Origin of the sequence: Streptomyces sp. NPDC002490, assembly GCF_040296045.1 — a bacterium.
Taxonomy (GTDB): Bacteria; Actinomycetota; Actinomycetes; order Streptomycetales; family Streptomycetaceae; genus Streptomyces.
The window spans coordinates 87,593-100,133 of record NZ_JBEOWM010000017.1 but is presented as its reverse complement, the minus strand read 5'-3'; the positions used below and the strand labels follow the sequence as shown (position 1 = coordinate 100,133).

Here is a 12,541-nt window from a genome sequence, read left to right as displayed (position 1 = left end):
CCCGCGCTGCTGCTCGCGATCGGCTTCGGCTTCGGTTGGGTCGCCTGCGCCTGCGCGGCCGGCCTCCTGTGAACCCCCGGCCCTGTCGACGGCCCTGTCTTCCCCCATATGCAAGGCCCCGACAGAGCCGGGCGCTTCGTCTCCGGCGCCGGCGCACGAGGAGGGAGCGCGCGCCGGGGACGAAGCACACCAGCCGCTGTCCCCGCCCCGCCCCCGCTCCGTCGTTCCCCCGGCGGGGCGGGGGCGCCTCCCGCGTGCGGAGCGCCTCCGCGAGGTCGGGGGCGGCCGCCCGGACTACCACCGGTCCCCGGACCGGACGGGCGGTCCCCGCCGTCGCGTGGTGAACAGCGCCGCCCCGCTCGCGAGCACGAGCACGGCGGTGACCAGGCTGGTGACCAGCCGGGCGAGCCCGTCCATGGTGAAGCTGGTCGCCCCGTTGACGACGAGGGCGAGGGCGAACACGGACCAGGGGAACTGGCGCACGGCTGGGGTCCTTTCGGATCGAGCGAAGGAAGGACGGAGGGCGACCGGGCTGGACGGAGGCGCCCGGAGGAGACGGAAGGAGTGAGGAGACGGAAGGAGTGAGGAGACAACCGGACCGCGTCCCGCCCTGACCGCACCAGCATCTCCGCCGCACCGGGGCGACGACAGCGGGCGGGCCACCCGGCCGGGGGTGTAGCCAGCTCCACCACGCACCGGGTGGCAGGCGCCCCGGTGGCCGCCCGTGCCGGCTGGCCTTCACCGCGGTCAGCACGCTCGTCGTCTTCGGCGCGGTGGCCCTCCCCGAGACGGTGCTCTTGCTGCGCCGTCTCGCCGGCGTCAAGCGGCGCTGGGTGGGGGAGTGGACCGGGACGCCCGTGCCCGAGGCGTACGCCCCGCTGACCGGGGGCTTGGCCGAGCGGTTCGGGGCGGCGGTGCGGGTCGAGGCCGCCGCGTACTTCGTGGTGGCCGAGGCGTTGACCAACGCGGCCCGGCACGGTGGCGGCCGCAAGCACATCGGCAACGTCTTCCGGAAGCTGGGCCTGCCCGCCGGCGACAGCGGCCACCGCCGGGTGCTCGCCGTGCTGTCCTACCTCGGGAAGCGGGAGGCGCGCTGAGCGCGTGTGGTCCGCTGCCCCGCCCGCACGGCGGGCCCACGGGTTCCGCGTGCCGGCGGGTGTCCCTTCCCGGCCGTCGAACCAGCCGGTAGCGTCCCCTCCATGGGGATGCGGCGGGCGGACGTGCATCATTCGGCTTCGTCTTGGCGACAGCCCTGTCCCGAGCCGGCCTCCGCCGAACGCAGCAGGCTGGTCGGAGGGATCGCCGAGCACGTGCTGGCCCTCGGGCGGGGCCGTCTGCTGGTGGCGATCGACGGCTTCACCGCGGCCGGCAAGACGAGCTTCGGACACGAACTGGCCGAGCGGATCGGCGCGGCGGGGCGGCCCGTGCTCCGGGCGACCCTGGACGACTTCAAGAGGCCGTGGCGGGATCGGCACCTGTACGACCGGGAGTCCGGTGAGGGGTACTACCGCAACGCGTACGACTACGAGGCGGTCCGGCGTCTGCTGTTGGACCCGTCGCGGTCGCCGGGGGCGACGACCTGCGCGCTGTGCAGCATCGACCCGCTCACCCAGCGGGACCACTCTGCGCAGACGGCACCGCTCGGGACCGACACGGTACTGGTCGTGGACGGAGTCTTCGCCTTCCGCCCCGAGATCGACGGGTACTGGGACTTCCGGATCCTGTTGCAGGTGGACGCGGAACTGTCGGTTCGCCGGGGCGCCGAGCGCGACCGGGAGTGGGCCGGAGCCGAAGCGGAGTCGATCCACCGCGACCGGTACCTGGTGGCCGGTCGTGCCTACTTCCGGGAGGTCGACCCCCCGTCGCTGGCGGACGTCGTCATCGACAACTCGGTCTTCGCCCGTCCGCGGGTCGTGGCCCCGTGACGCCACCGGACCACCGTGCACCGCCCGCCTCAGGAGGCCCGCCCCGTAGGATGAAACGTTCCGCACCCCGCCGCCGCCACGGCGGGCCCGCGCGGACCGCCGTAGGGGAAGGAGCGCGCAGGTGCAGGACGAGCCAGGGGACGACGCCGGGCGTCGGTCCCGTCGCCGTGGTCAGGGAGAGCTGGAGGCACTGGTGCTGGCCGCGCTCCGGGCCGCGCCGGGACCGGTGAACACGGCGTGGGTGCAGGCCCGGTTGGGCGAGGACCTGGCGTACACCACGGTGATCACCATCCTCAGCCGGCTGTACGTCAAGGGGGCGGTGTCCCGGGAACGGACCGGGCGCTCCTTCGTCTGGACCTCCGCGGCCAACGAGGCCGACCTCGCGGCCCTGCGGATGCGTCGGGTGCTCGACGCCGAGCAGGACCGGGAAGCCGTGCTCGCGAGTTTCGTGACGTCCTTGCAGGAGGACGACGAGAAGACGCTGCGCGCGCTGCTGGCGCTGGAGGAAGACTGAGCCCGTGGGCGTCTTCGTCTTCCTCCCGCTGGTCCTCCCGCTCAGCGCGTGGCCGATCGCACGGCTCGCCGAGCAGCATCTGCACCCCCGGACGGCGACCCGGTTGCTGACCGCCGTCGCCGGGGTGTGCGCCCTGTGCAGCACCCTGTGCCTGGCACTGTTGGTGGTGGTCGGCACCGCCCAACTCCCCGGCAACCCGCTGCCGGACGGCTGGTCGGACCCCGAGGTGCGCGAGGCGGTGCCGTACGACGAGGTCGCCGGGAAGACCGCGATCCCCGCGCTCCTCGGGGTGCTGGTCGCCTGTCTGCGCGCCCTGTGGCGGGACCGGCGCACGCGCCGGCGGGCCGTCCGCGCGCTCGCCGGACTGCGTCCCACCTCCGTCGCCGTGCTGCCCGACCCCGTCCCGTATGCGTACGCCCTGCCCGTGGGCCCGACCGGCGGCCGGGGGTGCCGGCGGCTCGGAACCCGTTGCGGCGGCCGGATCGTGGTCACCACCGGGATGCTCAGCGGTCTCGCCCCGGCGGAACGCCGGGCGCTCTTCGCCCACGAGCGAGCACATCTGACGGGCCGTCACCACCGTTACCTGTTGGTGGTCCGGCTTGCCGAACTGGCCAACCCGGCGCTGCGCCCGCTGCGTTCGGCCGTGGGCTACACCTCCGAGCGGTGGGCGGACGAGGAGGCCGCCGTTGCGGTCGGCAGTCGCCGGGTGGTGGCGCGGGCCATCGGCAAGGCGGCCTTGACCTCCCGCGGGGTCCCGGTGCCCGTGCCCGGCCCGGCGGCGGCGGTGGGCCCGGTGCCGCGCCGGGTGGCGGCGCTGCTCGGGCCCACCCCGGCGGTGCGGAGTTGGCCCCCGCTGTCCACCACGGTGGGACTCGCGACGTGGTGCGCGGCCGCCGGGACCACGGCGTCGGCGCTCTCCTCGGCGAACTCCGCCGTGACGCTGTTCCTGATCCTCAAGGCGGCCACCCCGCTCTGAGCCCCCGGAGGGTCAGCCCTCCTCGTCCTCGCCCTCGAAGAAGTCGCCCACCTCGTCGACGACCTCCGCCGCCACCAGCCCGCCGGCGACGCCGACCGCGAGTCCGGCCGCGCCCGCCGCCACCGCGGTGCCGACCCCGGGCCCCGAGCGACGGCCGTGACCGTGCTCCTCGTGGTGTCCGTGGTGACCGTGGTCCTGATGGTGGCCGTAGTGGCCCTCGTGGTGAGCGTGGGCGCCGAAGAGGGCGGCTCCGCCGTCCGGGGCGTGGGCCTCCACGAGCCGCCGCACCCAACCGTCCACCATCGTGTTCCAGTCGGTGCGGCCCACGTCCTCGTGGGTCACCGAGAAGCGGGCCAGCGAGTCGCCGTGCACCCCGTGCCCGCCGTTGCGGTCGGCCTCCAGGACCACGTCCACCCCGTGCGGCCCGGCGAGGAAGGTCACCTCCACCTCGTTGAGCACGGAGGAGTAGCGGGGCGAAGGGCTGATCTCGATCTCCTGGTAGAACGGCAACTGCTGCCGGGTGCCGGCGATGCGCCCGTACTCCAGGTCGGCCGAGAGGAAGCCGAAGCCGAGCTGTCCGAACGCCTCCAGCACGGCCTCCTGCACCGCCAGCGGGCGAACGGTCAGCGGGTCGAGGTCGCCCTTGTCCCGGGCGCCGGCCACCCCCAGTTCGGTCCGCACGCCGAGGACGATGCCCAGCGACTGGCCGTACAACTCGGTGACGGGGGTCTCCCAGGGCACGACCACCGAGAAGGGGACGGTGGTGTCCTCGCCCTTGGCGAGTCGGAACCCGCCGCCCACGGTGAAGCGTTCGAAGGCGACGGTGCCGTGCTGTTCGCCCTCCTCCGTCTCGGCCTCCACGTGGGCGAGCAGTTCCAGGACGACGTGCTCGATCTCGACGTCGCGCTCCCCGCCCTTGAGGCGGACCTCGCCGGCGAGCGGGCCGCCGGGCAGGACCGCCCCGTGGCTCAGCACGGTGTCCACGGTGGGGCCGCCGAGGCCGAGCGATCCGAGCAACTTCTTGAACACCATGGTGGCGTTCACTCCTTCGTGTCTGCGTGCACTTCTGCGCGGATGGTGCGGGGAGGGCTCCGGACGGGTAGGTCCGTGTCGGGTCCGCCCCCTCTATGCTTCTACAAGCGTGTAGAAGCATAGAGGGGGCGGACCGGTGTGCGGGGCAACTCCCCGTCGTTCGGCGGTCCGACGCGGCGCCTCGGTGCGCGGAGAGGTGAGAGGGCGTCGGCTTTCGGCCAACCTGCCCCGGACGCCCGGATGTCGGGTCCGCCGGTGTCGGTCGGAGTTAAACTTCTACAGTCATGTAGAAGTTAGTGGGCCGCCCTCCCGCGCCGACGCGCGGGACATCCGGGGCGTCCCCGCGGGGCGCGCAGCGGACGACGCCGACACCCGGACCGCCGCACGCGCGCCCCGCACGCCGACCGCCTGGGAGGGCACGCACGTGGCTTCGATCGATCTGGACAAGGTGCTGGACAAGGCGTGGGCCGACAAGGCGCTGCCGGAGGTCCTCGACGCGCCCGTCTCCGCGCTCAAGGGCGTCTCGGACCGGGACGGCGAACTGCTGAAGGAGGCGTTCGGCATCACCACCGTCGCCGAACTCGCCGACCTCAAGTACGTCCGCTGGGCGCAGGCGCTGGCCGCCGTGCAGGCCGCGGTCAAGTAGCCGCCCCTTACGCGCGGTGCCGTGGCTGACGCTCTCCTCCCGCGGCACCGCGCCCCACGGCGCGGAGCTCACAGGTTCCAGTGGTCCAGCAGGGCGTCCGTGAGATCGGGGCCGCCGCCCGGCGCGGCCGGCCCGTGCGGGGACTGCTCGGTCCAGATCACCTTGCCGTCCGCGGTGTACCGCGTGCCCCAACGGTCGGCGAGCTGCGCCACCAGGAACAGCCCCCGGCCGCCCTCGTCGGTGAGGGAGGCCCGGCGCAGGTGCGGCGAGGTGCTGGAACCGTCGAAGACCTCGCAGATCAGTGAAGTGCTGTAGAGCAACCGCACCGTGATGGGTTGGCTGGCGTAGCGGACCGCGTTGGTGATCAGCTCGCTGAGGATCAGTTCCGTGGTGAAGACGATCTCCTCCAACCCCCACTCCCGCAGCCGACGCGCGCACTCGGCGCGCACCGGCGCCACCGCGGCGGTGTCGGAGGGCACCCGCCACTCGGCGATCCGCTCCGCGTCCAGCCGACTGGTGCGCGCCACCAACAGGGCGATGTCGTCCCTCTGTTGTCCACCCGGCAGCGCCGCGAGCACCGCCCGACAGGTCTCCTCGGGGTCGAGGTCGGGTTGGCCGGAAACGGCCCCCCTCAATCGGGCGAGACCGGCATCGATGTCACGGTCCCGGCTCTCCACCAGGCCATCGGTGTACAGGATCAGCCGGGAGCCGGCCGGCAGGTGCAGCACGGCCGTCTCGAACGGCAGCCCCCCGCCGGCGCCGAGCGGCGGCGACACCGGGATGCGCGGGAACTCCACCCGGCCGTCGGGGAGGACGACCGCCGGCGGGGGGTGGCCGGCCCGGGCCACCGCGCAGTTCCCGGTGACCGGGTCGTAGATGGCGTACAGGCAAGTGGCGCCGGTCACGTCCAGGCCGTCGTCCCCCGCTCCGCGCTCCTGGTCCATCCGGCTGACGAGCTCGTCCAGATGGCCCAGGATGTCGTCGGGCGGCAGGTCCAGGGCGGAGAAGTTGTGCACCGCCGTCCGCAGCCGCCCCATGGTCGCCGCGGCGTGCAGCCCGTGACCCACCACGTCGCCGACGACCAGCGCCACCCGCCCGCCCGGCAGCGGGATGACGTCGAACCAGTCGCCGCCCACCCCCGCCTCCGCCGGCAGGTAGCGGTAGGCGACCTCGACCGCCTCCTGCACGGGCAGGTAGCGGGGCATCAGACTCCGTTGCAGGGTGACCGCCATGGTGTGCTCGCGGGTGTAGCGGCGGGCGTTGTCCAAGGAGACGGCGGCCCGCGCCGCGACCTCCTCCGCCAGCGCCCGGTCGTCCGCGTCGAAGGGCTCGGGCCGCTCCGACCGCCAGAACCCCGCGATGCCCAACAGCACCCCACGGGCGGTGAGCGGGGCGGTGATCAGCGAGTGCACCCCCGCCGCCACGATCAGCCGGGCCCGCTCGGGGTCCTGCGTGTGCCACCCCGGCGCATCGGCCAGCCGCGGCTCCAGCACGGCCGCACCGGTGGCCAGCCCGCGCGCCTGCGGGGTGGAGGGCGCGATCCGGATCAGCTCGCCCTCCGGGTACAGCGGGGGAGGCTCGCGCACCCCGGCCACGCACACCCGGCGCAGCTCGTGCTCCGTCCCCTGCACCTCCTCCCCGCGCAGCACGGCCTCCACCAAGTCGACGGTGACGAAGTCGGCGAACCGGCCCACCGTCGTCTCGGCCAGCTCCCGCGCGGTGCGCGGCACCTCCAGCGTGGTGCCGATCCGCACCCCCGCGTCGTGCAGCACCTCCAGTCGGCGCCGGGCCTCCCGCGCCTGGTCGGAGGCGACGAGCAGGTCCGTGGTGTCCCGCACGGTGGCGACCCGGCCCGCCGGCCCGGTCGGCCGCTGACTGACCGCGAAGGTGCGGTCCCTGACCTGGTGCAACTCGTCGGTGGCCTCCCGGTCGGAGGTGAGCAGATCGGCGATCGGGCGGGGCAGGTCCAAGGCGTCCAGAAGGCGCCCCTCGGCGTCGTCGGGCAGGTGCAGCAACCGGCGGGCCTCGTCGTTGGCGAGCAGCAACCGACCCTCCGAGTCGGTGATCACCACGCCCTCGCGCACCGAGTGGAGCACCGCGTCGTGGTGCTCGTACATCCGGGTGATCTCGCTGGGGCCCAGGCCGTGCGTCTGGCGCATCAGCCGCCGACTGATCAGTGCGGCCCCGCCGCTGGTCAGCAGCACCGCGGCGCCGGCCGCGGTCAGGACCAGGGGGAGCCGTTCGGCAGCGGCCGAGTTGATCCGGGCGATGGTGACCCCCGCGCCCACCGCCCCCACCACCGTCCCCCCGGCGTCACGCACCGGGACGTACGCCCGCACCTGGGGTCCCAGGGACCCCACCCGCTCCTCCAGCACGGTGTCCCCCGCCAGGAGCAGCGCCAGCCGGGCGGAGCTGGGCTTGCCGATGCGGTCCCGCAGGGGGTGGGTGAGTCGGGTGCCCTGCCGGTTGAGCACCACGACGAAGTCCACCTTCGCCCCCTTGCGCGCCTTCTCCGCCCGCGGCTGGAGCACCGCGGTCGGGTCCCGGGAGGTGATGGCGGCGGCGGTGCCCGGTGCGTCGGCGAAGCCCTCGGCCAGGGCGAGGGAGCGGCTCTGCGCCTCCCGGGCGTTCTGCTGACGGGACATCAACAGCAGCAGGACGATCGCCCCCGCGGTGAGCAGCAGCACCACCACGATCTGGAGGACAAACATCTGTCCGACCACGCTCCGCGGCCCCCACAGCGAGCGCACCCGCGCCCGCCGGCCGGCCGGCCGACCGCTCGCGGACCCTCCGGCGGAACGCCTGATTCCTGCCATACGGCATTTCTACCGTCACCACCGGAGCCACGCCTTCCCGCGCGCACCGTGATCGTGGCCGTCCGGTCACCCGGTGCGGGTGCGCGTCCGCACCGATTCCACCAGGTCGGAGACGGCCTTCGGCGCCCAGTGTGGCAGCAACGGCAGGACGTACCACCAGTACCCGCTCGACACCACCTCCTGCACTAGGCGCCGGGCCTCCGCCTCGTCCCGGTGGCTCTCCCGGCCCACGGCGCCGGCCAGCGCCAGGAAATGGGACAGCGGACCGTCGAACGCACCCCACCCCTCGGCGGCCGCAACGGTCGGCACGACACCCGCCAGGTGGAGGGCCACCGCGGCGAGTGCCGCCGCCCGGTCCCGGGACGTGGCCGCACTGCCCGCGGTCTCCCGGGCGGCCCGCACATCGCCCCGGAACGCGTGCAGCACCGCCCACTGCGCGACGGGCAGCACCTTCCCGGGCAGCGGCGTCGCGGCGACGTAGCGCTCCCAGTCGTGCAGCTGGTTCCGCAGCACGGGTGTCGAGGGGCAGGACCCGCTCGCCTCCAACAGCGCCAGGATCAGCACCGCGTCCGGGCCCCAGGCCCGCAGGCCGCCCTCCACCGGGGCGCAGGCGTCCCGGAACAGTGCCCGGAACTCGTCACCCCACAGTCGTGGATCGGGGACCACGGGCAGGAGCTCCGCCACCCGTCGCAGGACCACCGCCCTACGGCCCGGCGACCGGGCAGGCAACGGGGCCTTTGCCAACCTCTCCTCCACCAGCTGGACGGCAGCGGTCGCATCCTGCCGGGCCAGCCCGGCCGCCACGGCCGCCCAGGTCCGCTCGACCTGCCCGGGCGCCGCGTCCCCCGGGCCCCCTTCCGCCCACTCGCGCGCCCGGTCGCGCTCTCCGGAATGCGCGTACGCCTGGGCGATCAGTCCCCGAGCCGCCGGATCGGCACGCCCCCCGCCCTTCACGGCCCGCTCCAGGAGCTCCCCGACGGCTCCGGTGTGCCCACCCACGGCGCACCCCGCGGCAACGGCGGCCGGGGCGCTCACGTACCTGCCGGATGCCGGGAAGCACCCGGCCAGGAGCAGCGCGTCCCCGTGGTGCCCGGTGACGGCGAACAGCCACAGCAACGGCCGCCCCCAGTCGTGGGGGTCCGGCGCCTCCCGTCGGGCCCGCCAGGTCGTGCAGAGCCTCGCGAGGTCCTCCCGCCCACGATCCGGCTGTTTCATCAACAGCGTCTCGACGTACTCCAGGCTGGCCCTCAGCTCCTCCACGTCCCGGTCGGCCGGGTCCTGCCGGTCGCCGACCGGGGCCGCGAACCGGTCCTCACCCAGCACGTCCTCGCGCAAGGTCTCGGGCAGGGCGTCCGGCAGGCTCGCCGCCGCGTCCTGCGCGCCCACGTCACTCAGGGCCCGGACCACGAGCGCGAGGGTGGTGGACAGTTCGTCACCCGAGTGAGCGCGGTCGGCGGGGGAGAGCGCACCGGCTTCGGCGAAGGCTGCGAGCAGGGCGGTCCGCGCCCGTAACGCGAGTTCGCGTGCGGAGGCCCTGAGGGACGCGCTCAGCGCACTGGCGCCCAGGGCGAGCAGGTCGACCTGGGCGAGGCCGCCGTCCGGAGCCTGCTCGGCGCAGCACGCCTCGACGTCCCGGAGATGGCGGGGGTCCTCCGTGGCCCGGGCCAACTCGGACCGGATCCCCAGGGCCTGCACCCGTTCCTCCGGTGTCCCCTCGCTGAGGTCCGCGGCGTGCTCGGCGATCCTGGCCAGGCGGTCGCCTCCCCGGAGGTCCAGCAACCGCGCCGAGTGGATCCGCTGTCGCCAGTCCAGGGCTCCGCAGGAGACGAGGTGGTGCAAGAGTTCGGCACTCGACTCGTACCGGCCCAGCGCGTGCAAGGCGAACACGGCGTTCGCCAGTTCCTCGAAGTGTGCCTCCGCTTCCCCCTGCCCGAACGGGGCGGACCGGGCGCGGGAAACCCGTCCGACCGCCTCGCGCACGCACTCGTCCCCCCGGGCCGGACCGGAGGTCGCCAGCACGGTGGCCACTTCGACCAGCCGGGTGGCCTTCAGCACGTCGGTGGGCGCTTCCAGGGCGAGCCTCCGAGCCCGCGACGGATCGCCCGCGAGCGCGAGAAGTCGGGGAAACCGTGCCAGCCCCAGCAGGAAGTACCGGGACGCCCCCCGCCACAGGCGGAGGGAGGCCAGGTCGCGGTGCGCGGCCGCGCGGACTGCCTCGCCCACCTCACCGACGTCTCCGACGGCCTCACCGGACCTGGTCGCCTCCGGGTCCGGCTCGCCGACCGATGCGCGCCAGCGCCCGTCCACGGAGTGCACCAGACGTACGCAACCCCGCCGCCGCAGCGGATGGTCCCGCGGTACGTCGGGAAGCGGCCTCGCGGCCGGCGTGCTGGAAACGATGACCCGGATCCCGTCCCGCCAGTCGGGGCGGCCGCCCACCGCCTTCCCGGGCTGCCGGGCCGGAACCAGGGGGAGTTGGGCCGCGATGCTGGCGGCTCCCTCCCCCTGGTCCTCGTCGATCCGCGCCGGGGCGACCTCGTCCAACCCGTGCACGACGAGCACCAGTCGACGACCCGCCCGGGCCGCCCGGCGGGCGACCTCCCGGAACTGCTTCTGGAGGTGCTGGCGCGGTGTGGTTCCTTCGGGCACGGGCTCCAGCCCGCCCGGCAACCTCCTCAGCTGCTGCGATACCTCTGCCACGAAGTGGTCGGGCGGGGCGTGGTGCCGGTTCTCCACGAGGTCGTAGGAGACGACGGCGATGTCCGGCCGTGTGCGCAACCGCTTCTCCAAGCGCGCCAGAAGTTCCTTCGCGTGGGCCTCCGGCGGCGCTTGCCACCAGAGGTAAGGGGAGGGCGCTCCATCGTCCGAAAGGGCGAAGGTGCACATCGCGTCCAACTCGACGTCCAAGAAACGGCGCAGGCTCCGTACCGCGTTCGCGGCGTCCGCGCGCGCCTCCTCCTCCGGCGAACGGCTCGGTCCGGCCACCGAGCGACTCTCCCGCTGTGCGTCCTCGACCCTCGTGCGCCAGGCGGAGTCGAAGCCGACGGTGAGTCCGGCCACCCGCTGGAGGTGCTCGACGAGTGCCCGCACGCCCGGCGTCTGCTTCCGCTGCGGTGCCGACGTGCCGCGGAACCACCGCCCGGCCGTCCTCGGATCCACCCCGGCCAGCTGCGCGCAGGCCGCAAGACTCACCCGGGGATGTGTGCGCTTCCGCAGCGAGTCGAGTGCGTCGCCCAGCTGCCGGCGTGCTTCCTGCGGGTTCGGCGGATGGTTGTCGATCTTCATTTCTTCTTCACGTCCAGTTCCTCTGCTGTTCACCGATCTCCTCGGCCTGGGGCTTCGTGGGCCCGCCCCGGTTCGTCCGTAGCGCCTTGACCTGGTGCTCCGTCAAGGTGACTGCACAGCCCCGGAGTTGCATGCTCCGGGCTCGAAAGCGAAGGAACGAACCGTGCCCACGCTCCCCGTCCTCCTGCAGGACGCCACTGCCCTGGCCGCCGCCGGCGCCGCTGCGTACACCGTGCTCCTCGGCACCGTGGCACTTGCCTCGGTGCTCGCTTCCACACCGGAGCGACGGAAGGACGCCCGGGCGACCCTGGCGATCCTGATGCGGCGTCGGACCGGTCGGTGACCCCATGCTTCTAGATGAATGAGTCCGAAGGGTTGTTCAGTGGTCGTAGGCGATGAGGGAGCGTTTGCTCTTGGCGCCGGTGGTCCAGTTGTGCCAGATGGCTGTGGCGAGGGCGAGGAGTCGTTGGGTGGTGCGGGCGAACACTCCGGCCGGGGTTCTGCCGCCGTGTTGTTCGAGGCCGAGCTGGCCTTTGAGGGTGTCGAAGACGGCCTCGATCCACTGGCGTGAGCGGGCGAGGCGGCCGTGCCGGACGGGTTCGTCCTTCCGGTCCGGCCGCACGAGGTGAACACCGAGACGGTCGGTGAGGAACGCCTCGAAGTCCTTTCCGGCGAAGCCCTTGTCCGCGAGGATCACCTGTCCCTTGCGGACAAGGCGGTGATCGCGCTCCAGTAGCGCGGTCATCACCTCCCGCTCGCCGAGCTTCGGGTTCGCCAGACACCAGGTGACGGGCATGCCCTCTGCCGTGGTGACCAGGTAGAGCCGCAGGCCCCAGAAGAAGCGGGAGTGGCTGCGGCAGTAGCCGTATCCCGCGTGCCCGGCGAGGCCGGAGCGTTTGACGGTCTCCCTCGACGCGGCGCAGGGCAGGGGTGTGGAGTCGATCAGACGCAGGTCGTCGTGCCAGGTGGGAACCTGCCGGGCCAGAGCCTCGATCACCCGGGAGATCAGCGGGCCGGCCGCGTTCAGCCGCTTGTTGTAGCCGGACTGCTGGGGCAGGTAGCGGAACAGGTGGGACAGCCGGGCGTGGGCGAAGCGGATCCAATGCCGGGCCGACGGAAAGCCGAGAAGGACCTGCGCGACCGCCAGACACAACAGTTCGGCGTCCGTCAGTTTCGGAGGTCGCCCGATCCGGCGGCCTCCCGCGCAAGGCACCACATGGTCGTCGATGAACACGTACAGTGCCGCCAGAAGGGCGTCCAGGTCGGTAGTCACACACAGGCCAACGGGCGCCCTTCCCCATGGTCGCGGCCAGCACAAACATCGGACTCACTCATCTAGCCCGTGAA

At 73.5% G+C, this 12,541-nt stretch carries 10 protein-coding genes and 1 pseudogene; 6 read left to right on the top strand and 5 right to left on the bottom strand.

From position 1 onward, the window contains the following. Positions 1 to 294: 294 nt before the first annotated feature. Entirely contained in the window at positions 295 to 483 is a 189-nt protein-coding gene (locus ABT092_RS13675) for a hypothetical protein (RefSeq protein ID WP_351243250.1), read from the bottom strand. 506 nt (positions 484 to 989) lie between these two features. On the opposite strand from ABT092_RS13675, the pseudogene ABT092_RS13670 reads away from it, so the two are divergent. The 4 genes and pseudogenes from ABT092_RS13670 to ABT092_RS13655 all read left to right on the top strand — a co-directional run. Then, positions 990 to 1,097, top strand: a pseudogene (locus ABT092_RS13670) (DNA-binding response regulator); the annotation flags it as partial. Between the two features lie 102 nt (positions 1,098 to 1,199). After that, a complete protein-coding gene (locus tag ABT092_RS13665; RefSeq protein ID WP_351243248.1) occupies positions 1,200 to 1,925 on the top strand; it encodes a nucleoside/nucleotide kinase family protein in 726 nt (241 codons plus the stop codon). Positions 1,926 to 2,046: 121 nt separating this feature from the next. After that, positions 2,047 to 2,439, top strand: coding sequence for a BlaI/MecI/CopY family transcriptional regulator (locus tag ABT092_RS13660; protein ID WP_351243246.1), 393 nt, complete (start codon positions 2,047 to 2,049; stop codon positions 2,437 to 2,439). Positions 2,440 to 2,443: 4 nt separating this feature from the next. Then, the gene (locus tag ABT092_RS13655) at positions 2,444 to 3,415 is read left to right on the top strand and encodes a M56 family metallopeptidase (RefSeq protein WP_351243244.1); all 972 of its coding nucleotides are present in this window, start codon (positions 2,444 to 2,446) and stop codon (positions 3,413 to 3,415) included. Between the two features lie 12 nt (positions 3,416 to 3,427). Here the strand turns inward: ABT092_RS13655 and ABT092_RS13650 are convergent, their stop codons facing one another. Beyond that, a complete protein-coding gene (locus ABT092_RS13650; protein WP_351243242.1) occupies positions 3,428 to 4,447 on the bottom strand; it encodes a sporulation protein in 1,020 nt (339 codons plus the stop codon). A gap of 424 nt (positions 4,448 to 4,871) precedes the next feature. Here ABT092_RS13650 and ABT092_RS13645 point away from each other — a divergent pair, with 424 nt between their 5' ends. Next, positions 4,872 to 5,093 carry a hypothetical protein gene (locus ABT092_RS13645; protein ID WP_351243240.1) on the top strand — a complete coding sequence of 74 codons (222 nt, stop codon included), beginning with the start codon at positions 4,872 to 4,874 and terminating at the stop codon, positions 5,091 to 5,093. A gap of 68 nt (positions 5,094 to 5,161) precedes the next feature. On the opposite strand, the gene ABT092_RS13640 is transcribed toward ABT092_RS13645, so the two are convergent. Beyond that, on the bottom strand, positions 5,162 to 7,909 hold the full coding sequence (locus ABT092_RS13640) for a SpoIIE family protein phosphatase (protein WP_351243238.1): 2,748 nt from the start codon (positions 7,907 to 7,909) through the stop codon (positions 5,162 to 5,164). A gap of 66 nt (positions 7,910 to 7,975) precedes the next feature. Beyond that, complete coding sequence (locus ABT092_RS13635) at positions 7,976 to 11,194, bottom strand: hypothetical protein (RefSeq protein ID WP_351243236.1); 3,219 nt, start codon at positions 11,192 to 11,194, stop codon at positions 7,976 to 7,978. 163 nt (positions 11,195 to 11,357) lie between these two features. Here ABT092_RS13635 and ABT092_RS13630 point away from each other — a divergent pair, with 163 nt between their 5' ends. Continuing rightward, on the top strand, positions 11,358 to 11,537 hold the full coding sequence (locus ABT092_RS13630; protein WP_351243234.1) for a hypothetical protein: 180 nt from the start codon (positions 11,358 to 11,360) through the stop codon (positions 11,535 to 11,537). A 36-nt stretch (positions 11,538 to 11,573) separates the two neighbouring features. Here ABT092_RS13630 and ABT092_RS13625 read toward each other — a convergent pair whose 3' ends face one another. Further along, complete coding sequence (locus ABT092_RS13625; RefSeq protein WP_351243232.1) at positions 11,574 to 12,467, bottom strand: IS982 family transposase; 894 nt, start codon at positions 12,465 to 12,467, stop codon at positions 11,574 to 11,576. Between the last annotated feature and the right edge of the window lie 74 nt (positions 12,468 to 12,541).

Coding starts and splice junctions, on each gene's coding strand:
- ABT092_RS13650 (WP_351243242.1), bottom strand. CDS start 4,447: ATGGTGTTCAAGAAGTTGCTCGGATCGCTCGGCCTCGGCGGCCCCACC.
- ABT092_RS13665 (WP_351243248.1), top strand. CDS start 1,200: ATGGGGATGCGGCGGGCGGACGTGCATCATTCGGCTTCGTCTTGGCGA.
- ABT092_RS13640 (WP_351243238.1), bottom strand. CDS start 7,909: ATGGCAGGAATCAGGCGTTCCGCCGGAGGGTCCGCGAGCGGTCGGCCG.
- ABT092_RS13635 (WP_351243236.1), bottom strand. CDS start 11,194: ATGAAGATCGACAACCATCCGCCGAACCCGCAGGAAGCACGCCGGCAG.